Origin of the sequence: Sphingomonas jejuensis (assembly GCF_011927695.1) — a bacterium.
Classification (GTDB): Bacteria; Pseudomonadota; Alphaproteobacteria; order Sphingomonadales; family Sphingomonadaceae; genus Sphingomonas_K; species Sphingomonas_K jejuensis.
The window spans coordinates 659,514-680,615 of sequence record NZ_JAATJE010000001.1 but is presented as its reverse complement, the minus strand read 5'-3'; the positions used below and the strand labels follow the sequence as shown (position 1 = coordinate 680,615).

Sequence of the window (21,102 nt, the reverse complement as noted above, 5' to 3'; positions counted from 1 at the left end):
TCAGGTCAGCTCCGGTATGGGCCCATGGCCCCGTGCGCGCCATTTGCGCCGGATCCACAACCGCCAGCCCACATCGACGACGATGTAGGTGACGATCGCGGCGACCACGCCGATCACCAGCAATCCGGCGATCAGCGCGGGCGCGGCCGAACTCCACAACCAACTCCACCATTCCGCAATCGCGGCATGCTCGCGGATCATGCGCATCACGGTGGACGGTTCCGCCGGCAGGCCGAACAGCCGGCCCCCCACCCACAGGCTGCCGACGATCAGCAGCGGCGTGGTGACGGGATTGGTCAGCAGCGTCATCGCGACGGCGACCGGAATGTTGCCGCGGCACGGCAGGCACAGCAGCGCGGCCGCCACGAACTGCGTGAACGGGATCAGCATGATGATGCCGACCGCCATTCCCACGGCCGCGCCGCGCGGCACCGACCGGCGGGTAAATCGCCACAGCGCGGGGCGCAGCACCAGATGCGCGATCGGGCGGACCAGCCGGTTCGACTCCAGGTCCTCCCGCCGCGGCATGTTGCGGCGGATGGTGTCGACCAGCCAGGTCTTCTGCTTAGCCACGGTCGCGCAGCAGCCTGCCCTGTTCCCGCTTCCAGTCGCGCGCCTTTTCCGTTTCGCGCTTGTCGTGGAGCTTCTTGCCGCGGGCCAGCGCCAGTTCCACCTTCGCCCGCCCGCGCGGGTTGAAGTAGATCGACAGCGGGATCAGCGTCATGCCCTCGCGCGACACCGCGTTCCGGAGCTTGCCGATCTCCTTTTCGTGCAGCAGCAGCTTTCTCGGCCGCTTCGGCTCGTGGTTGTGGCGGTTGCCATGGCTGAACTCGGGGACATTGGCGTTCACCAGCCACACCTGGTCGTCGCGCACCTCGGCATAGCTCTCGGCGATGGATCCCTCGCCGAACCGCAGCGACTTCACCTCGGTCCCGGTCAGGGCGATCCCGGCCTCGTAGAAGTCGTCCAGGAAATATTCGAACCGCGCGCGGCGGTTCTCCGCCACGACCTTGGCCTTGTCGAACGCGGCGGGCTTCGGGCGTGCCATCAGACGAGCCCTGCATGGGCGAGCGCGGCGTCCACCCTGGCGCACGACGCGGCGGAGGCGGGCACCAGCGGCAGGCGCAGCTCCTGCGGGAAACCGGGGCGCACGCGACCCAGCGCATATTTGGTCGGCGCCGGCGATGCGTCCGAAAACAGCGCGCCGTGCAGCGGGAACAGCCGATCGTGCAGGCCCAGGGCATCGTTCCACCGCGCCTCCAGGCAGGCACGCTGGAAATCGGCGCACAGCCGCGGCGCCACGTTGGCGGTGACCGAAATGCAGCCCTCCCCGCCCATCGCATTGAACGCCAGCGCCAGGTCGTCATTGCCCGACAGCTGCACGAAGTCCGCCGGACAGACCATCCGATGTTCCGTCACCCGCCCCAGCACGCCCGATGCGTCCTTCACCGCCACCACGCCCGACAGACGCGCGATCGCCGCCATCGTCTCGGGCAGGATGTCGGTCACCGTGCGCGCCGGCACGTTGTAGACCACGATCGGCAGCCGCGACGCCGCCGACACCGCTTGGAAATGCGCCAGGATGCCGGCCTGGCCCGGCCGGTTGTAATAAGGCGCCACCACCAGCGCGCCGTCCGCGCCCAGGTCGGCGGCCTTGGCGACGTGCGCCACCGCCGTCGCCGTGGCGTTCGACCCGCATCCGGCGATCACGGGGACGCGCCCGGCCGCCACCTCCACGCACAGCGCGATGACCCGGTGGTGCTCGTCCATGTCGAGCGTCGCGCTCTCGCCGGTGGTGCCCACCGGCACCAGCGCGGAGGATCCCTCCGCGATCTGCCAGTCCACCAGCGCGGCAAACGCCTCCTCGTCGATCCGCCCGTTGCGGAAAGGCGTCACCAAGGCCGGAATCGACCCGGAAAACATCGATTTACTCCTTCACCTCGCGGTCGCACCACGGCATGATCGCAAGATGCTCAAACGCCATCGTTCACCGTCAGATAAGGAGCGGGAGCCCACCCTGTCCAGCATGGTCGCCCGATTGTCCGTCTCCGCGCTGCTCATCGCCAGCGCCGCCGCCGCCTCGACGCCCCAGGTGCAGTCGATCCTTCCGCCCGCGGCCCAGCCGGCCGCCCCGCCCGCCGGCGCGGTCGTGCAGCCGCTCCGCGCGCCATCGGCCGCGGACGACGCCGCCATCGCGCAGGCCGTCGCCCAGTGGAAGGCGCTCCGCCAGACGGACAGCCTCCCCTTCTCCTCCTATGCCGGCTTTCTCGTCCGCAATCCCGGGTTCCCCGGGGAGCAGGCGATGCGCCGCACGGCCGAAAGCCGGATCGTGCCCGGTCAGACCGCGCCGTCCGAGGTGAATGCCTACTTCGACCGCTTTCCGCCGATCACCAATGTCGGCCGCGCCCGCCATGCGGAGGCGCTGCTCGCCGCCGGCCGGCGACAGGATGCGACGGAGTCCGCGCGCAAGGCCTGGACGTCGGGCTCGCTCACAACGCTCGATGAAGCGCGCCTGTCCGGCCTCTTCGCCGGCGCCTTCCGCCCCGCCGATCATGACGAGCGCATGGACCGGCTGCTCTGGTCCGGTCAGACATCGGCGGCGCAGCGGCAGATCGCCTATGTCTCGCCCGACAAGCGCCCGCTGTTCGCCGCGCGCCTTGCCATGCGCACCCGCGCGCCGGACGCCGCCACCCTCGCCCAGGCGGTGATGGATCGCGGCATGGGTGATGCGGGCTTCATTGCCGATCGGGCCACCTGGCTCCGCGCGACGGGCAATTCACTGGAAGCGCGGCAGCTGCTCGCCCGCCCGCGCCAGCTCACCGTCCGCCCGAGCGAGGTCGAGAAATGGTATGAGGTGCTGCTGGAAAACGCCCGCGCCGCCGCCAACGACAGCCAGTGGACCGCCGCCTACGACATCGCCTCGCAGGTCGACGATGCGCTTCCTGAAGGCGCCGTCGTGCGCGACCAGTCGATCGGCATCCGCGACGATTATACCAGCCTCGTCTGGCTGGCGGGGCAGACCGCGCTGAAGCGCCGCAACCGGCCCGCCGATGCGATTCGCATGTTCGAACTCTACGCCGCTGCCGCCCAGTCGCCGCAGACCCAGTCCAAGGGGCATTTCTGGGCCGGCCGGGCCGCCCGCGCCGCCGGGCAGGATGGCAGCCGCCACCTGGAACAGGCCGCCACCCACGCCGACCAGTTCTACGGTCAGCTCGCGCTGGAAACGCTGCGCCGGCCAATTCCGGCTCCGTCGCGCAACGCCGGCATCACGCCCACGGTGCAGCAACGCCGCGACTACGGGCAGAAGCCACTGGTCCAGGCCGTGCGCTATCTCGGCCGCACCGGTCAGTGGCAGGACCAGACCCAGTTCGTCCGGCAGATCGCGGCGGACGCGACCAGCGATCTCGACCATGCGCTCGCGGCCGAGCTCGCCGCCTCCATCGGCCGGCCCGACCTGGCCGTGATGGTCGGCCGCAGCGCACGGGCGAATGGCCACAGCGATTATGTCGCGTCCGGCTTCCCGCAGGTCCCCGTCCCCGCCGGGCATCAGGGTTGGTGGACGATGATCCACGCGATCAGCCGGCAGGAAAGCCAGTTCGACCGCGCCGCGATCAGCTCGGCCGGCGCGCGTGGGCTGATGCAGCTCATGCCCCCGACAGCGCGGGAGGTGGCGACGCGGGCCGGCCTTTCCTATCGCCCCGACGCGCTCACCACCGACATCGGCTACAACATCCAGCTCGGCTCGACCTATTTCCAGCGGCTCTACGGCACCTACGGCTCCATGCCGCTGGCGATCGCGGCCTATAATGCGGGGCCCGGCAACGTGAACCGCTGGGTGCGCGAGAACGGCGATCCGCGCACCGCGGCGGTGGACATGATCGATTGGATCGAGGCGATCCCGTACACCGAGACCCGCGGCTATGTGCAGCGCGTGCTGGAAAATGCGGTGGTCTACGACACGCTCCATCCGCAAAACGCCCGCCGCCCGTCGCAGACCCCGCTGTCCAGCTATCTGGGCAAGCCGGCGCAGGGGTGATCGACCGGCAGAACCCCATCACGCCGGCCGGCTTTGCCGCCATGCGCGCCGAATATGATGCGCTGCTCGGCACCGAACGGCCGCGGATCGTCGACGTGATCGCCTGGGCCGCGTCGAACGGCGACCGGTCGGAGAATGGCGACTATCTCTACGGACGGAAGCGGCTGCGCGAGATCGACCGTCGCCTGGGCTTCCTGTCGCGCCGGATGAAGGCCGCCAAGGTCGTCGACCCCGCGCGGCAGCCGGACCGGTCGCGCGTCTTCTTCGGCGCCACCGTCACGCTTGCTGACGAGGACGATGCCGAGCGCGTCGTCACGCTGGTCGGCGATGACGAGGCGAATGCCGGCGCCGGGCGCATCGGCTGGAGCTCCCCCATGGCCCGAGCGCTCCGCGGTGCCGGCGTCGGCGACCTGCGCACTGTGGCCCTGCCGGCCGGCGCGAAGGAATGGGAGATCGTGGCGGTCGTCTATCCTGACGAGTAACCGAGCCAAACCTCTGTTTCTGGTGGAAACCAGATGTTCGTTCCAGGCAAGCGGCAGGCGCCATTCTGCTGAGGCGAATGTCCGATAGCTTCAAGCGGCTCGGTTCTCAGAAGCCATATAGCGCAACTGGGTAACGGTCTGTTTCCTCCGCGAACGATCCAGAATGTATGTAGCCGCCTATCTTGATCGTGAGGTTTGGAACCGGCTCCTCGCGAAGGAACTGAGTGAGCCGCCTTTCCTCATATTCCATATAGTCGGCGATGATCGTCCGACACTGTGATTCATCGGGAAGTTGGCCGCCTCCTGCCCCGAAACGTGCTACCCGTTCGCCATCGCCCGGTTCAGTTCGCCGCCGCTCGAATTTCAATGCCCAACGAGCGGATCGCGCGATTTCGATGAACCAGACCTCTCCGCCTGGATCATCACGGTCACCCGCCATCACCATTGTCTGGTATATGACAACGCCGCGGACTTCATCGACTGCCGAGAAAACCCCGAGGGGGTCGGCTTGGAACATCTATCTAGGCCCTACGCATCAATGCCAGCCTGGCTGCTGCTATCATGGATGGCGACGTTGAAGACCTCGTTTCCAAGCTCGCCGTGTCGGCTTCCGAGCAATGGCGAATGTTGATCCCCCTCGACGTCTCTCGTTCGCTCAAAAACTGATACGCGGCCGCTTTTCGGTCCTGATGCGCGAGATCCGCATCGGACCCTTGAATTGGACAAAGCCACCGGCCTTGGCTTTGACAGCTTTCATATATCTAGTATTATGGATTTATGGGAGCTGATGCCGCCATCGCTGCGCTGAGCGCGCTTGCGCAGGGCACACGCCTCGATGCCTTTCGCCTGCTGGTACGGCACGAGCCTGACGGGCTCGCGGCTGGCCAGATCGCCCGTGACCTCGGCGTACCGCAGAACACCATGTCCGCGCATCTCGCCATTCTCGCCCGGGCCGGATTGGTCCGACCTGATCGGCGGAGCCGGTCCATCATCTACCGCGCCGACCTTGATGGCCTGCGCGCGCTGATGCTCTTCCTCGTCAAGGACTGCTGCGCCGGCAATGCAGAGCTGTGTGCGCCGCTCGTCGCCGAACTTGGCTCCTGCGCTTGAAAGGACGCTCCGTGGCCGTCGACATCATCATCTACCACAACCAGGATTGCGGAACGTCGCGCAACGCGTTGGCGATGATCCGCAATGCCGGGATCGAGCCGCACGTCGTCGAGTATCTGAAGACGCCGCCCGCACGCGCGCTGCTCGTCGATCTGATCGACCGCGCCGGAATCACGCCGCGCGACCTGCTCCGTGAAAAGGGCACGCCCTATGCGGAGCTCGGCCTTGGTGACACCTCGCTCTCCGACAATGCGCTCGTGGACGCGATGATCGCGCACCCGATCCTCATCAACCGCCCGCTGGTCGTGTCGCCGCTTGGTGTGAAACTCTGTCGACCCTCCGAAGCCGTCCTTGATCTGCTGCCGTCCGCGCAGGCGGGCGCCTTCGTCAAGGAGGACGGCCAGACGGTGGTGGACGCATTCGGCCAGCGGGTCGGCTGATCCATGTCCTCCGTCGCCCCCACCGCCGACCGCGCGCCGCCCCGCGCCGGCATCGGCATGTTCGAGCGGTACCTGACGCTCTGGGTGGCGCTCTGCATCCTCGGCGGCATCGGCCTCGGTCATCTTCTGCCCGGCCTTTTCGCGGCCATCGCGGCTGCCGAACTGGCGCGCGTCAACCTGATCGTCGCCGTGCTGATCTGGCTGATGATCATTCCCATGCTGCTCAAAATCGATTTCGGGGCGCTGGGGTCGGTCCGCCGGCACTGGAAGGGTGTCGGCATCACCCTGTTCATCAACTGGGCCGTTAAACCCTTTTCGATGGCCGCACTGGGCGCGCTCTTCATCGGCTGGCTCTTCCAGCCTCTCCTCCCGGCCGGTCAGGCGTCCTCTTACATCGCAGGTTTGATCCTGCTTGCCGCGGCGCCCTGCACCGCGATGGTGTTCGTCTGGTCCAATCTGTGTGACGGCGATCCGACCTACACCTTGAGCCAGGTCGCGCTGAACGACACCCTCATGCTGTTCCTGTTTGCGCCGCTGGTCGCGCTTCTGCTCGGCGTCGCGTCGGTCACGGTGCCGTGGGACACGCTGCTCATCTCCGTCGGGCTTTACATCGTCGTGCCGGTCGCCGCCGCACAACTCATCCGCCGCGCCGTGCTGGCCAGCGGCGGGCAATCGGCGCTTGATCGGCTGCTCGGCCGCCTGGGTCCGGTGTCGCTCGCCGCGCTGCTGGCGACGCTGGTGCTGCTGTTCGGCTTCCAGGGCGACGCCATCGTTGCGCAGCCGCTGGTCATCGCCCTCCTCGCGGTGCCGATCCTCATCCAGGTCTATCTGAACGCGGGGCTTGCCTATTGGCTGTCGCGCCGCTTCGGCGTCGCCTGGTGCGTGGCCGCGCCGGCCGCCCTGATCGGCGCGTCCAACTTTTTTGAGCTCGCGGTCGCTGCTGCCATCTCGCTGTTCGGCCTCACGTCGGGCGCGGCGCTGGCGACGGTGGTCGGTGTCCTGGTGGAGGTGCCGGTCATGCTTTCGGTCGTCGCAATCGTGAAGCGCACCCGCAGCTGGTACGAACGGGAAGCCACCATCTGATGCCGCTCCGCGACCTTCCCGATCCCGATCACCTCCCGGCGCTTTCCCGCGACTTCGCTCATCAGCGACCCGCGCTCGGCCTTGGTCCGCTCGATCCCCCGCCGCGCATCCTGCTGCTGTACGGAAGCCTCAGGGAACGATCCTATTCGCGTTTGTGCGTCGAGGAAGCGGCGCGCCTGCTGCGCCTGTTCGGGTGCGATGCGCGCATCTTCGATCCCGCGTCCCTCCCGCTTCCCGACAGGCACACCGGCGACGATCATCCCGCCGTGCATGAACTCCGCGAACTGTCGATGTGGTCGGAGGGACAGGTCTGGTGCAGCCCGGAACGGCACGGGCAGATCACCGCCGTCATGAAGCTGCAGATCGACCATCTGCCGCTGTCGATGGGCGGGATGCGCCCGACGCAGGGCCGTACCCTGGCCGTCATGCAGGTGTCGGCCGGCTCCCAGTCGTTCAACAGCGTCAACACGCTCCGCGTCCTCGGCCGCTGGATGCGGATGGTCACAATCCCCAACCAGTCGTCCGTGGCAAAGGCCTTCGCCGAATTCGACGACGACGGGCGGATGAAGCCGTCCAGCTATTACGACCGGATCGTCGACGTGATGGAGGAACTGGTGCGCTTCACCGTGCTGCTGCGCCCGCACGGCGCGCAGCTGGTCGACCGCTATTCGGAACGGAAGGATGCCGGCGTTCCGATCGACGCGGCAACGGACCTGTCCTCCATCGCGACGGCCCCGCAGGACTGAAGCCCTCCCGTTTCATCCCGCCGGCCGGAAAGCGCCCTCAGCTCGCGGCCAGCAACCGCTCCACGTCTCCGCGGATCGATCTTGGCGTCGCTGTTGGCGCATAGCGCTCGACCACCTGCCCCGCGCGGTCGACCAGGAACTTGGTGAAGTTCCACTTGATCCGCTCGCTGCCGAGCAGCCCTGGCTTTGCGCCCTTCAGATATTCCCACAGGGGGTCGGCGGCGGGGCCGTTCACGTCCACCTTGGAAAACACGGGAAAGCTGGTGCCGTAGTTGACCGAACAGAAGCTGGCGATCTCGGCATCGGTGCCGGGCTCCTGCCCGCCGAACTGGTTGCACGGAAACGCCAGCACCCGGAGTCCGCGCGGCCCCAGGTCGCGCTGCATCGCCTCCAGCCCGGCATATTGCGGCGTGAACCCGCATTTGGACGCCACGTTGACGATCAGCAGCACCTCGCCCGCATACTCCGCCAGCGGCTTGGCCTTGCCGCCGGGCAGCATGGCGGTGAAATCCAGGACACTGGTCATGCAGATGCTCCTCCGCGCGCAAGCAGCCGGTCGAGGTTCATCGCGACACCCGGCCATTCATGGTCCTGCACCGAATAGACAATGGTGTCGCGCCGCCGCCCGTCGACAATCTGGTGGCCGCGCAGCACCCCGTCCCGCCGCGCACCCAGCCGCTCGATCGCGGCCTGCGACCTGCGGTTGAGGTGATCGGTGCGCAACTGCACCGACACGCAACCCAGCGTGTCGAACGCATGGCCGAACAGCAGCCGCTTGGCCTCCGTGTTCACGCCCGTCCGCTGCACCCGCGTGGCATAGAAGGTGCCGCCCATCTCGAGGCGCCGGTGCGCCTCGTTCATCCGCATCAGCCGCGTGGTGCCGACCACCTCGCCCGTCGGCAGCGTCACGGCGAACGGCAGCGCGCGCCCCGCCGCCTGGTCGCTGAGCACGCCGTCGACCACCGCCTCCGGATCGCGCATCAGCGCGACATTGGCGTAGAACAGGTCGAGCTGGTCCGCCGCCGCCGCCGCCAGCGCGGCCGCGTCCGATCGCTCAAGCGGCCGCAGCACGACATGACGCCCGCCAAGCGTCACCGGCGTGCGCCACGCGCTCAAGCCAGCCGGCCCTCGTGCAGCCGCACCACCCGGTCCATGCGCGCGGCCAGCCGCTCGTTGTGGGTCGCGACGATCGCGGCCGATCCTTCGCCGCGCACCAGCGACAGGAACTCGCCCAGCACCACGTCGGCAGTGGCCTCGTCCAGGTTTCCCGTCGGCTCGTCCGCCAGCACCAGCGGCGGCCGGTTGGCCAGCGCACGCGCCACCGCCACGCGCTGCTGCTCGCCGCCCGACAGCTGGCTCGGCCGGTGCGTCAGCCGGTGGCCGAGGCCGAGCGCGGTCAGCAGCCCGGTCGCGCGCGCCCGCGCCTCCGCCTGCGACGCGCCCTTCACCAGCTGCGGCAGCACGACATTCTCCGTGGCGTCGAAATCGGGCAGCAGGTGGTGGAACTGGTACACGAAGCCCAGCATGTCGCGCCGCACCCGCGTGCGCCCGTCCTGGTTCAGCCGCGCAGCCTCCTCGCCGCCCAGCATGATCGACCCTTCGAACCCGCCCTCCAGCAGCCCCACCGCCTGCAGCAGCGTCGACTTGCCCGATCCGGACGGCCCCAGCAGCGCCACGATCTCGCCCGGCGCGACCGACAGGTCGACGCCGCGAAGCACATGGATGGTTTCGCCGCCCTGGGTGAAGCTGCGGCGCAGCTCGTGAAGGCGCAGCACCGCGTCATTCATAGCGAAGCACCTGCACGGGATCAGTGTTGGCGGCCTTGAACGCCGGATAGAGCGTCGCGAGCACGGACATCAGCAGCGCCATGCCCGCAATCCCGATCACCTCAACCGGGTCGGTCCGCGCCGGCAGCTCGGTCAAGAAGCGGATGGACGGATCCCACAGGTTCTGCCCCGTCACCGCCTGCACAGCATTCACGACCGACTGGCGGAAGAACAGGAAGATCTGCCCCAGCACCAGCCCTGCGGCGATCCCCAGCACGCCGATGGTGACGCCCACCGTCATGAAGATCTTCACCAGTCCGCCGCGGGTCGCGCCCATCGTGCGCAGGATGGCGATGTCGCGGGTCTTGGCGCGCACCAGCATGATCAGCGACGACAGGATGTTGAACACCGCCACCAGCACGATGATCGACAGGATGGTGAACATCGCCACCCGCTCCACCTGCAGCGCGTCGAACAGGGTGGAATTCATCTGCCGCCAGTCGGTGATCGCCGCCCGGCCTTCCACCCGGCTGGCGAGCGGCTGCAGGATCTCGCCCACCCGGTCGGGGTCGACCGTGTCCAGCTCCACCATCTGCACCGCGTCGCCCAGGAACAGCAGCGTCTGCGCGTCCTCGATCGGCATCACCACGAACAGGCTGTCATAATCCCAGATGCCGACCTCGAAGATCGCCGCCACGCGGTACGACACGACGCGCGGCACGGTGCCGAACGGGGTGGCGGGGCCTTGCGGGCTGATCAGGCTGATCTCGCTCCCGACGCGCGCGCCCAGCGCCTCGGCCAGCCGCGCGCCCAGCGCCACGTTGCCGCTGCCGGGAGTCAGCTCGGCAAGCCGTCCGGACAGCACGTTGCCGGCGATCACCGGGTTGCCGCGGATGTCCTCCACCCGCATGCCGCGCGCCAGCACGCCCTCGACCCGCCCTTCATAGGTCGACATCAGTGGCTGCTCGATCAGCGGCGTCGCCGACGTCACGCCCGGCGTCGCGCGCGCCTGCGCCAGCACCTCGCGCCAGTCCGGCAGCCGCCCGCCATAGCCTTGCACGACGGCATGGCCGTTCAGCCCCACCGACTTCTCGAACAGCTCCGCGCGAAAGCCGTTCATCACGCTCATCACGATCACCAGCGCGGCCACGCCCAGCATCACCGCCACCAGGCTGATGGACGCGACCAGGAAGATGAAGCCCTCCCCCTTTCCGGGCAGCAGGTATCGCTTGGCGATCATCCGCTCGTAGCGGGACAGGATCATGAAGGAGGCATCCGGGACAAAGGCAGGGTCTTCGACTTAGGTCCGGCCGAAACCGCATGCAACCTTGCAACCTTGTGTCTTTCTGTGTCCTCGTCGCCACAGCAAACGTCCAAAATGGCCGGGCGCTGCGGATGAACATGACATTTACAAGGCAGCTCCCTACGGTCCGAGTCATCGAAGCGCAGGCAATGGCCGTGGTTCGGGGAGGTTTCGGGCTCCAGCATGTCGACGGCAGGCGACACGCTGTTCGAGACGAAACATTGAAGGGGGCAGACGGCACGGTCGTCTTGCGGGTGCCCGGGTCGGAAACGATCCGGGCATTCGTGTTTTCAGGCCCCGGCCGCGCCGGGTTCAGTTCATCTGCTGTTCAACCGCAAATCCGCAGGCGCGGAACCGTCGTGGGGTTCTGCTGATGATTGCGGTCGCGCTGGGCGCGCTCCTGTTTGCCGTCGAACCGGCGGTCCTGTTCGCGCAGGCCGTTGGGGTCCGCGTGCGCACGCAACGCTCGCTCATCCGCGTGCCCGTGCCCCGTGGCCCGCCGCCCCGGCCGGAACGGTGGCGTGAACAGCGTGGCCCGCGCTGCGTCGCCGTCGACAGCCTGGCCGGCGCGCATGTAAACCGCGACAACAGCGTGGACCTCATCCTGCGCGGTGGCGGGCGGGTCCGGGCGCGCCTGGACGGCAGCTGCCCGGCGATGGACTTATATTCGGGCTTCTACGTCCGCCCGGGCCGCGACGGCATGGTCTGCGCCGACCGCGACGGGTTCAGGTCGCGCTCCGGCGGTGCGTGCGAGATCGACGGCTTCCGCCGTCTGGTGCCGGACGACCGCCGCCGCCGCGACCGCCGCTAGGGCGAACCGCCCGCCCGGCCGGGGATCAGCCTGCGCCGACGGGCAAGGTCAGCAGGAAGCGCGCACCCTGCCCCGGCGCGCTGTCCACCCCGATATCGCCGCCCATCGCGCGGGCCAGCCGCCGGGCGATGTAGAGGCCAAGGCCGCTTCCCGTCTGGTCCGCCGGCTCCACCCGCTCGAACTTTTCGAAGATGCGCCCCTGATCCTCCGGGTCGATGCCGGCACCCTGGTCGGCCACCACGATGGTCGCCTGCCCGCGCGCCACCTCGCCGCGCAGCCACACCATGCCGCCGTCGGGCGAATGGCGCACGGCGTTGCCGACCAGGTTGACCAGGATCTGCAGCACGCGGCGCGGCTCCCCCATCGCCGGCAGCGCGTCCGATGCCGCGGGCGGATCGATCCGCACGCCGCGTTCGGCCGCGCGCACCGCCAGCAGCCCGGCCGCCCGGCGCGCCAGCAGCGCCAGGTCGATGGGCTCGCCCGCAATCGCAAAGCCGGGCCGCTCCACCGCCTCCAGGTCGACCAGATCGTCCACCAGCGCCAACAGGTGGCGTGCGGCACCCGCGATATCGTCGGCATAGCCGGCATAGCTGCTGCCCCGCTCCAGGCTCATCCCCTCCGCGCCCGCCAGGATCCGGTCGAGCGGACCGCGGAACGCGCGGCCCAGCGCGTCGGTCGACGGCGCGCCGGTCGGCGCCGCCGCGCCCTCGGCCGCCTCAACGGCACAGCGATAGCCGATCAGCGCGCCATCGCCGTCCACCTCGGGATCGCCCGACAGGATCAGCGCCGCGCCGGTTGCCTTCAACACCGCACGCTGGCCGGTGAACGGCATCCGCCGGCCAAGCGCGGACAGGATCGGCATGTCGCCCGCCCCGTCGTCGGCCAGCTGCACCAATGCCGTCAGCGGTTCGCCGATCATGTCGGCCGTGTCGGCAAGGCCGATGCGCGTGATCCGGAGCGCCGCGTCCAGCTCCAGCATCCAGCTCGCCTCGGCCCGCGCCACGTCGGCCGCCCGGCCGCGCGACGTGTCGCGCGGCAGCCAGCCGGTCACCGACAGCGACACGCCGGCGGCATCCGGCCGCGCCCGCGCCCACAGCTCGATCTCCTCGCCGTCGTCATGGACGATCGCCGGCCGGCTGACGATCACGCCCAGCCGCCGTGCAAGCCGCACGATGTCGGCCAGCGCCGGCAGCGCAAGGGCCACGCCGATCCGCCCGCCGGCCCGCTCCTGCAACGCGCGCAGCCGCGGGTCCGCGTCGACCAGCCGGCCGTCATTGTCGATGCGCGCGTGCGCGACCCCCGTCATCGTCCGTCCCGTTCGGTGATGGCGGCGCGGTATCCGGGGTCCAGCTGCAATTGCGCGACGCTGTGCAGCGCGTCCGCGCGGCTCAATGCGTCAAACCCGTCCACCGTCGCCACCAGCTTGTCGTCCTCCTGCCCGTGCGCCTCGGCCAGCCGCAGCAGCACTCCCACCGCCTCCGCGCGCGGCAGCCCGGCGGCGCGCAGCAGCACCGCCGCCCGATCGACATCGGCCAGCGCCGCCAGCGCATCGGCATGATCGATGCCGAGCGTGCGGGACAGCAGCGCTGCCGCAAGGCCCGGCCGCGCCGCCGACAGCGCCGCCTCGATCACGTCCGCCAGCGGCCGGTCGCTGTTCAGCAATCGTGTGGCCAGCCGGATGGCGGCGGGGCACGCGCCCTCCCCTTCGTCATGCCGGCTCAGCTGATGCCGCGCGGCAACCGCGATCCAATTGTCGACCTGGCTGTCATCCTCCCCGCGCGCGATCAGCACGGCGCGCGCGGCGGCGGCGATGCGCCAGACCAGCCGGTGCATGTCCTCCGCCTTCAGATCGGTGCCGACCAGCATCGGGTCGCCGAACGGATCGAACCGGCGGCTGTCCGCGCGCAGCAGCGCCAGCTCCAGCGCGGCGGCTTCCGCGTCTCCCGACGCGACCGGCTCCACCGGCGCACGGCTGCCCGCCGCCCGCAACATGGTGGTCAGCCGGTGTTCCTCCACCCGCGCAAAGGCCTGCGCGATCAGCGCCGGATCGCTGACGGCATGGGGCACGGCCAGCGGCGGCAGCAGCACGGGCGGCACCAGCGCCGCCAGCCGCGCGCGGAACGCCGCTTCCTCGGCCTCCACCAGCTCCGCCACCAGCCGGCGCGTCTGCGTCCAGTGATAGTCGCTCGGCGGCTGCAGGTCGGGCGTCGCCAGCTGGCGGACGAGCAGGTCCAATCCGCGCGACGCAAGCGTCGTCGCCCGCGCGGCGTTGGCCACCAGCCCGCTGGGCTGTTCCTCCTCGCTGATGTGCCGTGACGCCATCGGCGCGACCCTAGGCCGCGTCGCGTGAAAAGCCGGTTAACCCAGCCGCCGTCGTGCGCTGGGCCAGGAACAGGTTCGCCGCCGCCGCGCCCGCCAGCACCAGCAGCCCGGCGCTCCACCATCCGCCCAGCGCAAAGGGCAGCATCAGCCAGGCCAGGCTGTCCGCGTCGGCGGCCGGCGCCGGGCGGTCGCCATGATGTCCGAACAGCCGGCGGTGACGGGCCGTGAAACCCAGGAAGGCGAGCGTGCCCCCGGTCATCGCGGCCGGGCCGGTGTCGCCGCCGCTGATCGACAGCGTGGCGCCGGCGACGGCCAGCGTCATGATCAGCGCGGCGATCCGCTGCGGCTCGACCCGGGCCAGCGCGTCGGGCCGCCACGACACGAGCGCCATGCGCCGCGCCACCGCCGCCAGCGCGCCCGATCCCAGCGCAAGCGCCAGCGCGGCCGCGATCAGCCCGCCGCCGGCAACCGGCACCGCGATCAGCGCCGCCGCCGCCGCGGCCCAGCCGACGGTATCGGGCGTCAGCCGGCTGTCCATCGCCACGGGCGCGATCAGGCGGGACAGCGGCAGCAGCAGCCACCGGTCGGCGGGGCCGCGCGGCAGGTCCGCCGCCCGCTCGCCCAGCGCCGTTGTCAGCGTATCGGCATCGTCCTCGTCCTCGACCAGCGCCGCCAGCCCGCCCGGCGCACCCGCGCACAGCGCGCCGCCGCCCTGCAACAGCGTGCGCAGGATCGACGATCCCGGGTCCCAGTCCGGCGGCAGGTCCGCCACGCGGCGCATCATGGTGACATCGGCGATCGCCGCCCCGCCCCAGCGCCGGTCGGCGTCGATCCGCTCCCAGGCGGCATTGGCAGGCGTGTCGGCGATGGTCAGCGCGGCCGGCCCGTCTGTCGCGATCAGCAGCGCCAGGCTGTCCTCGTCCACCAGCGCGCCGTCGGCCAGCAGCAGCAGCCGGTCGCCCGGCGTCATCTCGGCCGCGACCTCGCCCGCGTCGCTCACCAGCCGGGTGGGGATGCCGTCGCGCGACAGCCGCGCGGCCGTGTCGATCAACGGCAGGTCCGGCCGTTCGGTCAAAAGCAGCAGCTGCTCGACACCGGCCGCGCGCAGCCGCCGCGCCGCCGCTTCGGCCAGCGTGCCGCCCGCCACCGGCAGCGCCGCGGCGGTCTGGCGACCGTCGGGCGTTTCCCGGTTGGCGATCAGCAGGCCGAAAAGCATGGAGGTCCCCGTTCGCGCCGGACTGGCGCGGCGGCGGACGGGTTAGTCGCGCGGGTGCCCGCTTGCCAAGCCGCTCAGGCGGCGATCGCGTTCAGTTCGGCACGCACCGCGGCCAGCGCATCCTTGTCGCCGAACGGCGCGCCGCCCAGCCGCTCGGCCGCGCGCAGCAGGTCTTCCGCGCCGAAGCTGGCGGCAAGCCCCTTCAGGCGCAGCGCGCCCAGTTCCCAGTCCAGCTTGTTGGTGACGGCGACGAGCTGCCCGAAATTGGCCTCCGCGCTGTCGAGAAAGGCGGTGCGCAGCTCCAGCACGAGCGCGGGATCGTTACCGACTGCGGCGGCCAGCGCCATTTCAAGCATGCCCTGTTCGTAAGCCATGCTGCCGTGGCTAGGCCGAAAGGGTGAACGGCCGGTAAACAAACGGCCGGTCGCGCGGCGCTTTCGCTTGCCGGCAAAGCGCGGTAGCGTCCCGGCCATGAATGGGGGAACCAAGATCGTCGGCCTGTTCGCCGACCAGCCGCGCAGCCATTATCAGGAGGAGCGGATGGAGCCGGACGAGAGCGTCTTTGAAGCAACCGAGCGCTTCGATCCGCCCCGCCCCGCGCCATCGCTGCTGCTGCCCGTGCTGTGCGGCCTCGCCGCGATCGCCTGGATCGCGTTCGTGGTGGTCGCGGCGGTCGACGGCTATGGCGGCCGCGCGCCGTCGCTGGCCGAGCTGGGAGGCCTGATCGCGACTGCCGCCGCCCCGCTTGCGCTGATCGGCGTCCTTTACCTCCTCCTCGCCACCGCCAGCCGGCGTCGCGCCCGCCGCTTCGGCGCGGATGCGGCCGCGATCGCCGCGGAGGCCGACCTGATCGAGGATCGGCTGGCCGCGCTCGGCGCGCGCGCCGCCGCCATCCGGGAGACCAGCGAAGCCGCCGCCCGCCACCTGGCCGATGCCAGCGCCCGTGCCGCCGACGACGGCGCGCGGCTTGAGGCGGTCACCGGCGCGCTCAACGCCACCACCACCGGCATGGCCTCCACGCTGGTCGCGGTGATGGGCCGCATCCCGGAGGCCGACAAGCAGGTCCGCGGCATCACCGCCGTGCTCGACGACACCATGTTGTCCGCGCTGGAAGGAACGGGCGCGCTGGAAGCCCGCGTCGCCGCCATTGGTGAGCGCGCGCAGGCGGCCGAGGCGATCGCCACCGGCGCCGCCGAGACGCTGGCCGATCGCATCCGCCTGGTCGACGAGGCGGGCGCCGCCGCCGGCGGGCGCATCGATGCCGCCGCCACTGGCCTCTCCGACCGCGCGCAGGCCGCCGTGGCCGAGGCGGAGGCCGCCTTCGCGCGCACCCGCGCCGGGCTGGAGGAGCAGGCCGCCGCGATGACCGCGCTTGCCGACCAGGCCCGCGCCATGATCGAGAGCGCGGCCGAGGGCAGCACCGGCGCGCTTGCCGAACGCCTGTCCCACGTGTCCGCGCAGGTGGCGGAGATCGGTGCGGCGCTGGCCCGCCACGACGGCACCGGCGCCGCCATGATCGACCGCATCTCGGGCGGGCTCGATCAGGTGGAACAGCGCTTCACCACCATCGACACCGACGGGGTGGCCCGGGCGCAGCGGCTGACCGCGGCGATGGCCGGCCTGACGGACGAGGCCGATCGCATGGCCGGCGCGCTCGCCAATGGCGGCACGCTGGCGGAAGCGCTGATGGTGCGCGCCGATCACCTGCTCGCCGCGCTCGACGCCAACGCGCGCGAGATCGACGAAACGCTGCCGGCGGCGCTTGCCCGGCTGGATGCCGCGGCCGCCACCGCGCAGGGGCGGCTGGAGGCGATCGGCCCCGCGCTCGACGGCATGAGCAGCCGGGGCGACAAGCTCCTGGGCGATCTCGCCCGCGTCGAGGCGCTGCTCGACGGGCAGCAGGCCCGGCTGCAGGCCATCGCCGGCGTCGCGTCAGACGCCGATGGCCAGGCGCGCGCGATCGTGGACGGATCGGGGGCGCAGCTCGTCGACATGATGGTCCGCGTCCGCGAAGCCGCGGGCAACGCGGCGGACCGCGCGCGCGACGCCATGGCCCGGCTCGCGCCCGATCTCGCCCGCTCGGTCAGCGATGCCGGCGACGCCGCGCTCGCCCCCATGCAGCAACGGGTGGAGGCGCAGACCGCCGCGCTCGCGGCCGCGGCCGAACGCGCGGTCGCCGCGGCCGACGCCGCCGCCGCTGCGCTGGCGGAGCGTGTCCGCCTGATTGAGGATGCCGCCGGCTCGCTCGACCAGCGGCTGGTGGAAGCCGGCGGCGACATCGGGCGGGAGGATTTCGCCCGCCGTGTCGCCCTGGTGATCTCCGGCCTCAACAGCGCGTCGGTGGATGTCCGCGCGCTGCTCGCCACCGATGCCACAGATGCCGACTGGCAGGCCTATCTCGGCGGCGACCGCAGCCTGTTCAGCCGCCGGCTCGCCCAGTTGCTGGACGAGGGCGATGCCGCCGCGCTCGCCACCCGCCTGCGGGAGGATGCCGCCCTGCGCGACGGCGTTCACCGCTTCGTGCAGGATTTCGAGGCGATGCTGCGCGCGGTGCTCGCCACCCGCGAAGGCGGCGCGCTCGCCGTCACGCTGCTGTCGTCCGACATCGGCAAGGTCTACGCGGCGTTGGTGCGGCTCCTGGCCGCCTAGCCGCCGCGCGGCAGGATCAGTTCGGCGGCCGGATCCAGACCAGGCTCTCCGCCGAGATCCAGCCATAGACATAGTTCAGGTAGAAGCAGCCGAACAGCACCAGCGACACGATTGTCGCCCGTGCCAGCACGCGCCCCAGCCTGAACTCGTGGGGCGCGCTGTCCGCCTGCCCCCGCACCCGCTCGGCGCCGGCCTCCTCGCCTGTGCGGATGCCGAACGGCAGCACGATAAAGACGGCCAGCACCCAGAACAGGAAATAGATGGCGAGGGCGGACGTCCAGCGCATCAGACCGCCAGCAGCATCACGTCCACGACGGGCTTCTTGCCGGTCCAGCGCACCGCCGTCCGCCGCACGGCCAGCCGCACCGCTTCCTGGCGCTTGTCGCCCTTGGCACCGCTGTCGAGCGCTTCCTCGACCGCGGCGACCGCCTCGGCGATGAAGTCGTCGCGGTCCTCCTCGACCGGCAGGCCCTGCGTGCGGATCTGCGGATCACCGGCCAGCTTGCCGCGCTTGTCCACCGCGGCCGCGACCGACACCTGGCCATAGGCCGCGACGCGGCGACGCTCCTGCATCGTGGATCCGTCCGCCGGCAGGATGACGTCACCGTCGATCACCAGCCGGCCGACCGGCTCGTGGCTGACCAGCGACGGCGCGCCGGGCGCGAGCCGGATCAGGCTGCCATTCTCCTGCACCACGGCGCGGCGGATGCCCTTTTCCATGGCGAAGCGGGCATGTTCGGTCAGGTGCCGAAGCTCCCCGTGCACCGGCACCAGGATCTCCGGCCGGATCCACTTGTACATCAGCTCCAGCTCCGGCCGTCCCGGGTGGCCGGATACATGGACGTGCGCCTGACGATCGGTGATCATCTGCACGCCCGCGCCCGCCAGCTGGTTCTGGATGCGGCCGATCGCCGTCTCGTTGCCCGGAATCTGCTTGGACGAGAACACGACAAGGTCGCCCTTGCTGAGCTTCAGCGGGTGGCTGCCCGACGCGATCCGCGCCAGCGCCGCGCGCGGCTCGCCCTGGCCGCCGGTGGCGACGATCATCACCTCGCGCGCCGGCAGCTTCATGGCCTGGTCGAAATCGACGGTCTCGGGGAAATCCTTCAGGTAACCTGCCGCGCGGGCGACCTTGATGATCCGGTCGAGCGACCGCCCGGCCACCACCAGCTTGCGGCCGGTGTCCTCCGCGACCTGCCCCAGCGTGTGCAGCCGCGCCGCATTGGAGGCAAAGGTGGTGACCAGCACCCGGCCCTCGGCCGCGCCGATCACCGAATCGAGGCCGGCGCGCACCGCGGATTCGGATCCGGATGCGGCGTCGTTGAACACGTTGGTGCTGTCGCACATCAGCGCCAGCACGCCCTTGTCGCCGATCGCCTCAAGCTCCGCCGCCGTGGAGGGCGTGCCCAGCACGGGATCCTCGTCCAGCTTCCAGTCGCCGCTGTGGAACACCCGGCCATAAGGCGTCTCGATGACAAGAGCGTTGCCCTCGGGGATGGAGTGCGCCAGCGGGATGTGGTTCACCGTGAACGGCCCCAGCTTATAGGGGCGGTTTGGCTCAACCATCTTCAGCTTCACCTTGTCGGCGATGCCCTCGCTGTCCAGCTTCTCGCGGATCAGGCCGGCCGTGAACGGCGCGGCATAGAGCGGCACGCCGAGGTCCTGCGCCAGATAGGGCAGCGCGCCGATATGATCCTCATGGCCGTGCGTCAGCACGATGCCGACCAGATCGTCGATCCGGTCCTCGATGAAGCTCAGGTCGGGCAGGATCACGTCGACGCCGGGCAGGCCCGGATCGGCAAAGGTGATCCCGCAGTCGACCATCAGCCACTTGCCGTCGCAGCCATAGAGATTGACGTTCATCCCGATCTCGCCGGATCCGCCGAGAGCGAGGAAAAGCAATTCCTTACCAGGTTTCATTCACATCTTTCGTCAGTGTTCGCGCGTGAAAAACGCGCCAAGGATCGGGCATCCGCCCGGAATGGGGGTGATCGGGATCGGCCTTTCCGAAGAAAGCCTCGACCCCGTTCGTTTCGGGCGGAGTCGAAAAGCACCGCTCTGGGGCGCTTCCCGGCTCCGTGCGGAACGAACGGAGGCTGTGCAGAACCTGGGGCAAGCCGTTCATCCGGGCTCGCAACCGCTCAGGCTGCGCGTTGCATATGGGCGGCCGCATGCAACATCGCCAGCCCCCTCAGCGTCAGGTCGGGTTCCACCGCATCGAACAGGTCGGTCCGCCCGTCGAACAGCACGGCCAGCCCGCCGGTCGCGATCACGCGCGCCGGTCGGCCGATCTCCGCCTTGGCGCGCGCGATCAGCCCTTCCATCATCGCGACATAGCCCCAGTAGATGCCGGACAGCATCTGCGCCTCCGTCGTGCGGCCGATCACGTCGTCGCTCGCCGGCGCCTCGATCGCGATCCGCGGCAGCTTGGCCGCCGCCGCGACCAGCGCATCCAGCGACAGGTTGACGCCCGGCGCGATCACGCCGCCCTTGTAGGCGCCGGTATAATCCACGACGTCGAAGGTCGTGGCCGTGCCGAAATCGATCACGATCAGGTCGTCGGGGTGGATGGCATGCGCCGCCATCGCGTTCAGCACCCGGTCCGCGCCGACGGTCTGCGGCTCCACCACGTCCAGCACGATCGGCCAGGCGGCGGCGCCGCGTCCGGCCACCACCGGCTCGACGCCAAAATATTTGGTCGACAGCACCTGCAGGTTGTGGAGCGCGCGCGGCACCACCGTGCCGATGATCACCGCATCGACGGCATCGCGGCCATAGCCTTCCAGCTGCAGCAGCTGGTGCAGCCACACCGCATATTCATCGGCCGTGCGCCGCGGGTCGGTTGCGATGCGCCACCGCGCGCGGATCTCGCCGTCCTCGAACAGCGCGAACACGGCATTGGTGTTTCCCGCATCGATCGCCAGCAGCATCGCGTCCCCTTCCATCGCGGTGCCGCCATGCAGCCCGGTCGCTTCCCTTTACCGCCTGACCGGGGCTTGTCGAAGGGTTGCGCGCCTCCTGCCGATCATCCGCGGCCGCTCGCGTGCCCACGCTCCGGACGATTGCCACCGGAAATGTCGCCGATCGCCGCCCCCACCCCTTCCGCGCGCGCGATCGCACACCAGATCGGCGCCTCAC

The 21,102-nt window shown here is 70.2% G+C and carries 23 protein-coding genes; 8 read left to right on the top strand and 15 right to left on the bottom strand.

Annotated elements, in window-relative coordinates:
- From GGR88_RS03460 to dapA, 3 genes are read right to left on the bottom strand one after another with little or no spacing between them, the layout of a single operon-like run.
- Nucleotides 1–573, bottom strand: coding sequence for a DUF2062 domain-containing protein (locus GGR88_RS03460; RefSeq protein ID WP_342449706.1), 573 nt, complete (start codon nt 571–573; stop codon nt 1–3).
- Nucleotides 566–1,048: an SsrA-binding protein SmpB gene (smpB, locus tag GGR88_RS03455; RefSeq protein WP_167953050.1), complete on the bottom strand. Its 483-nt coding sequence runs from the start codon at nt 1,046–1,048 to the stop codon at nt 566–568. Before smpB ends, GGR88_RS03460 begins: the two co-directional genes overlap by 8 nt.
- On the bottom strand, nt 1,048–1,923 hold the full coding sequence (gene dapA, locus GGR88_RS03450; protein WP_167953041.1) for a 4-hydroxy-tetrahydrodipicolinate synthase: 876 nt from the start codon (nt 1,921–1,923) through the stop codon (nt 1,048–1,050). Before dapA ends, smpB begins: the two co-directional genes overlap by 1 nt.
- 46 nt (nt 1,924–1,969) lie before the next feature.
- On the opposite strand from dapA, the gene GGR88_RS03445 reads away from it, so the two are divergent.
- Both GGR88_RS03445 and greB read left to right on the top strand, forming a co-directional pair.
- Entirely contained in the window at nt 1,970–4,036 is a 2,067-nt protein-coding gene (locus tag GGR88_RS03445) for a lytic transglycosylase domain-containing protein (RefSeq protein ID WP_245196427.1), read from the top strand.
- Complete coding sequence (gene greB, locus GGR88_RS03440; protein WP_167954325.1) at nt 4,036–4,518, top strand: transcription elongation factor GreB; 483 nt, start codon at nt 4,036–4,038, stop codon at nt 4,516–4,518. The genes GGR88_RS03445 and greB overlap by 1 nt, the downstream gene beginning before the upstream one ends.
- Before the next feature lie 106 nt (nt 4,519–4,624).
- Here greB and GGR88_RS03435 read toward each other — a convergent pair whose 3' ends face one another.
- The gene (locus GGR88_RS03435) at nt 4,625–5,035 is read right to left on the bottom strand and encodes a hypothetical protein (protein ID WP_167953039.1); all 411 of its coding nucleotides are present in this window, start codon (nt 5,033–5,035) and stop codon (nt 4,625–4,627) included.
- Nucleotides 5,036–5,295: 260 nt separating this feature from the next.
- Between GGR88_RS03435 and GGR88_RS03430 the strand changes: the two genes are divergently transcribed.
- Genes GGR88_RS03430 through arsH form a run of 4 tightly spaced genes read left to right on the top strand, consistent with a single transcriptional unit; the run spans nt 5,296 to nt 7,897 of the window.
- Nucleotides 5,296–5,628 carry an ArsR/SmtB family transcription factor gene (locus GGR88_RS03430; RefSeq protein ID WP_167953037.1) on the top strand — a complete coding sequence of 111 codons (333 nt, stop codon included), beginning with the start codon at nt 5,296–5,298 and terminating at the stop codon, nt 5,626–5,628.
- A gap of 11 nt (nt 5,629–5,639) precedes the next feature.
- Complete coding sequence (gene arsC, locus GGR88_RS03425; protein WP_167953035.1) at nt 5,640–6,068, top strand: arsenate reductase (glutaredoxin); 429 nt, start codon at nt 5,640–5,642, stop codon at nt 6,066–6,068.
- A 3-nt stretch (nt 6,069–6,071) separates the two neighbouring features.
- Nucleotides 6,072–7,151, top strand: a complete 1,080-nt coding sequence (gene arsB / locus GGR88_RS03420) for an ACR3 family arsenite efflux transporter (protein WP_167953033.1) — start codon at nt 6,072–6,074, stop codon at nt 7,149–7,151.
- Nucleotides 7,151–7,897: an arsenical resistance protein ArsH gene (gene arsH, locus GGR88_RS03415; RefSeq protein WP_167953031.1), complete on the top strand. Its 747-nt coding sequence runs from the start codon at nt 7,151–7,153 to the stop codon at nt 7,895–7,897. The genes arsB and arsH overlap by 1 nt, the downstream gene beginning before the upstream one ends.
- 37 nt (nt 7,898–7,934) lie before the next feature.
- Here arsH and GGR88_RS03410 read toward each other — a convergent pair whose 3' ends face one another.
- The 4 genes from GGR88_RS03410 to GGR88_RS03395 are packed head-to-tail and all read right to left on the bottom strand — an operon-like array spanning nt 7,935 to nt 10,927.
- The gene (locus GGR88_RS03410) at nt 7,935–8,423 is read right to left on the bottom strand and encodes a glutathione peroxidase (protein ID WP_167953022.1); all 489 of its coding nucleotides are present in this window, start codon (nt 8,421–8,423) and stop codon (nt 7,935–7,937) included.
- Nucleotides 8,420–9,013 carry a GNAT family N-acetyltransferase gene (locus tag GGR88_RS03405; protein WP_167953020.1) on the bottom strand — a complete coding sequence of 198 codons (594 nt, stop codon included), beginning with the start codon at nt 9,011–9,013 and terminating at the stop codon, nt 8,420–8,422. Before GGR88_RS03405 ends, GGR88_RS03410 begins: the two co-directional genes overlap by 4 nt.
- On the bottom strand, nt 9,010–9,684 hold the full coding sequence (locus GGR88_RS03400) for an ABC transporter ATP-binding protein (protein ID WP_167953018.1): 675 nt from the start codon (nt 9,682–9,684) through the stop codon (nt 9,010–9,012). Before GGR88_RS03400 ends, GGR88_RS03405 begins: the two co-directional genes overlap by 4 nt.
- Entirely contained in the window at nt 9,677–10,927 is a 1,251-nt protein-coding gene (locus GGR88_RS03395) for a lipoprotein-releasing ABC transporter permease subunit (RefSeq protein ID WP_167953016.1), read from the bottom strand. Before GGR88_RS03395 ends, GGR88_RS03400 begins: the two co-directional genes overlap by 8 nt.
- 412 nt (nt 10,928–11,339) lie before the next feature.
- On the opposite strand from GGR88_RS03395, the gene GGR88_RS03390 reads away from it, so the two are divergent.
- A complete protein-coding gene (locus GGR88_RS03390) occupies nt 11,340–11,777 on the top strand; it encodes a hypothetical protein (protein ID WP_245196426.1) in 438 nt (145 codons plus the stop codon).
- A 25-nt stretch (nt 11,778–11,802) separates the two neighbouring features.
- On the opposite strand, the gene GGR88_RS03385 is transcribed toward GGR88_RS03390, so the two are convergent.
- The 4 genes from GGR88_RS03385 to GGR88_RS03370 all read right to left on the bottom strand — a co-directional run bounded on the left by GGR88_RS03385 (nt 11,803) and on the right by GGR88_RS03370 (nt 15,689).
- Nucleotides 11,803–13,083 carry a sensor histidine kinase gene (locus GGR88_RS03385; RefSeq protein WP_167953014.1) on the bottom strand — a complete coding sequence of 427 codons (1,281 nt, stop codon included), beginning with the start codon at nt 13,081–13,083 and terminating at the stop codon, nt 11,803–11,805.
- On the bottom strand, nt 13,080–14,099 hold the full coding sequence (locus tag GGR88_RS03380) for a DUF2336 domain-containing protein (RefSeq protein WP_167953012.1): 1,020 nt from the start codon (nt 14,097–14,099) through the stop codon (nt 13,080–13,082). The genes GGR88_RS03385 and GGR88_RS03380 overlap by 4 nt, the downstream gene beginning before the upstream one ends.
- A gap of 10 nt (nt 14,100–14,109) precedes the next feature.
- Nucleotides 14,110–15,315 carry a hypothetical protein gene (locus GGR88_RS03375; RefSeq protein ID WP_167953010.1) on the bottom strand — a complete coding sequence of 402 codons (1,206 nt, stop codon included), beginning with the start codon at nt 15,313–15,315 and terminating at the stop codon, nt 14,110–14,112.
- Between the two features lie 74 nt (nt 15,316–15,389).
- Complete coding sequence (locus GGR88_RS03370; protein ID WP_167953008.1) at nt 15,390–15,689, bottom strand: Hpt domain-containing protein; 300 nt, start codon at nt 15,687–15,689, stop codon at nt 15,390–15,392.
- 97 nt (nt 15,690–15,786) lie between these two features.
- On the opposite strand from GGR88_RS03370, the gene GGR88_RS03365 reads away from it, so the two are divergent.
- Nucleotides 15,787–17,964, top strand: coding sequence for a hypothetical protein (locus GGR88_RS03365; protein ID WP_167953006.1), 2,178 nt, complete (start codon nt 15,787–15,789; stop codon nt 17,962–17,964).
- Nucleotides 17,965–17,980: 16 nt separating this feature from the next.
- On the opposite strand, the gene GGR88_RS03360 is transcribed toward GGR88_RS03365, so the two are convergent.
- The 3 genes from GGR88_RS03360 to GGR88_RS03350 all read right to left on the bottom strand — a co-directional run bounded on the left by GGR88_RS03360 (nt 17,981) and on the right by GGR88_RS03350 (nt 20,894).
- Nucleotides 17,981–18,250 carry a DUF1467 family protein gene (locus GGR88_RS03360; RefSeq protein ID WP_167953004.1) on the bottom strand — a complete coding sequence of 90 codons (270 nt, stop codon included), beginning with the start codon at nt 18,248–18,250 and terminating at the stop codon, nt 17,981–17,983.
- Nucleotides 18,250–19,884 carry a ribonuclease J gene (locus GGR88_RS03355; RefSeq protein ID WP_167953002.1) on the bottom strand — a complete coding sequence of 545 codons (1,635 nt, stop codon included), beginning with the start codon at nt 19,882–19,884 and terminating at the stop codon, nt 18,250–18,252. Before GGR88_RS03355 ends, GGR88_RS03360 begins: the two co-directional genes overlap by 1 nt.
- A 221-nt stretch (nt 19,885–20,105) precedes the next feature.
- On the bottom strand, nt 20,106–20,894 hold the full coding sequence (locus GGR88_RS03350) for a type III pantothenate kinase (RefSeq protein ID WP_167954323.1): 789 nt from the start codon (nt 20,892–20,894) through the stop codon (nt 20,106–20,108).
- Nucleotides 20,895–21,102 lie beyond the last annotated feature (208 nt).

Bases quoted from the DNA above. Each gene is read 5' to 3' on its own strand.
- smpB (WP_167953050.1), bottom strand. From the start codon at position 1,048: ATGGCACGCCCGAAGCCCGCCGCGTTCGACAAGGCCAAGGTCGTGGCG.
- dapA (WP_167953041.1), bottom strand. From the start codon at position 1,923: ATGTTTTCCGGGTCGATTCCGGCCTTGGTGACGCCTTTCCGCAACGGG.
- GGR88_RS03445 (WP_245196427.1), top strand. From the start codon at position 1,970: ATGCTCAAACGCCATCGTTCACCGTCAGATAAGGAGCGGGAGCCCACC.
- GGR88_RS03435 (WP_167953039.1), bottom strand. From the start codon at position 5,035: ATGTTCCAAGCCGACCCCCTCGGGGTTTTCTCGGCAGTCGATGAAGTC.
- GGR88_RS03430 (WP_167953037.1), top strand. From the start codon at position 5,296: ATGGGAGCTGATGCCGCCATCGCTGCGCTGAGCGCGCTTGCGCAGGGC.
- arsB (WP_167953033.1), top strand. From the start codon at position 6,072: ATGTCCTCCGTCGCCCCCACCGCCGACCGCGCGCCGCCCCGCGCCGGC.
- arsH (WP_167953031.1), top strand. From the start codon at position 7,151: ATGCCGCTCCGCGACCTTCCCGATCCCGATCACCTCCCGGCGCTTTCC.
- GGR88_RS03410 (WP_167953022.1), bottom strand. From the start codon at position 8,423: ATGACCAGTGTCCTGGATTTCACCGCCATGCTGCCCGGCGGCAAGGCC.
- GGR88_RS03400 (WP_167953018.1), bottom strand. From the start codon at position 9,684: ATGAATGACGCGGTGCTGCGCCTTCACGAGCTGCGCCGCAGCTTCACC.
- GGR88_RS03395 (WP_167953016.1), bottom strand. From the start codon at position 10,927: ATGATCCTGTCCCGCTACGAGCGGATGATCGCCAAGCGATACCTGCTG.
- GGR88_RS03390 (WP_245196426.1), top strand. From the start codon at position 11,340: ATGATTGCGGTCGCGCTGGGCGCGCTCCTGTTTGCCGTCGAACCGGCG.
- GGR88_RS03385 (WP_167953014.1), bottom strand. From the start codon at position 13,083: ATGACGGGGGTCGCGCACGCGCGCATCGACAATGACGGCCGGCTGGTC.
- GGR88_RS03380 (WP_167953012.1), bottom strand. From the start codon at position 14,099: ATGGCGTCACGGCACATCAGCGAGGAGGAACAGCCCAGCGGGCTGGTG.
- GGR88_RS03375 (WP_167953010.1), bottom strand. From the start codon at position 15,315: ATGCTTTTCGGCCTGCTGATCGCCAACCGGGAAACGCCCGACGGTCGC.
- GGR88_RS03370 (WP_167953008.1), bottom strand. From the start codon at position 15,689: ATGGCTTACGAACAGGGCATGCTTGAAATGGCGCTGGCCGCCGCAGTC.
- GGR88_RS03365 (WP_167953006.1), top strand. From the start codon at position 15,787: ATGAATGGGGGAACCAAGATCGTCGGCCTGTTCGCCGACCAGCCGCGC.
- GGR88_RS03360 (WP_167953004.1), bottom strand. From the start codon at position 18,250: ATGCGCTGGACGTCCGCCCTCGCCATCTATTTCCTGTTCTGGGTGCTG.
- GGR88_RS03355 (WP_167953002.1), bottom strand. From the start codon at position 19,884: ATGAAACCTGGTAAGGAATTGCTTTTCCTCGCTCTCGGCGGATCCGGC.
- GGR88_RS03350 (WP_167954323.1), bottom strand. From the start codon at position 20,894: ATGCTGCTGGCGATCGATGCGGGAAACACCAATGCCGTGTTCGCGCTG.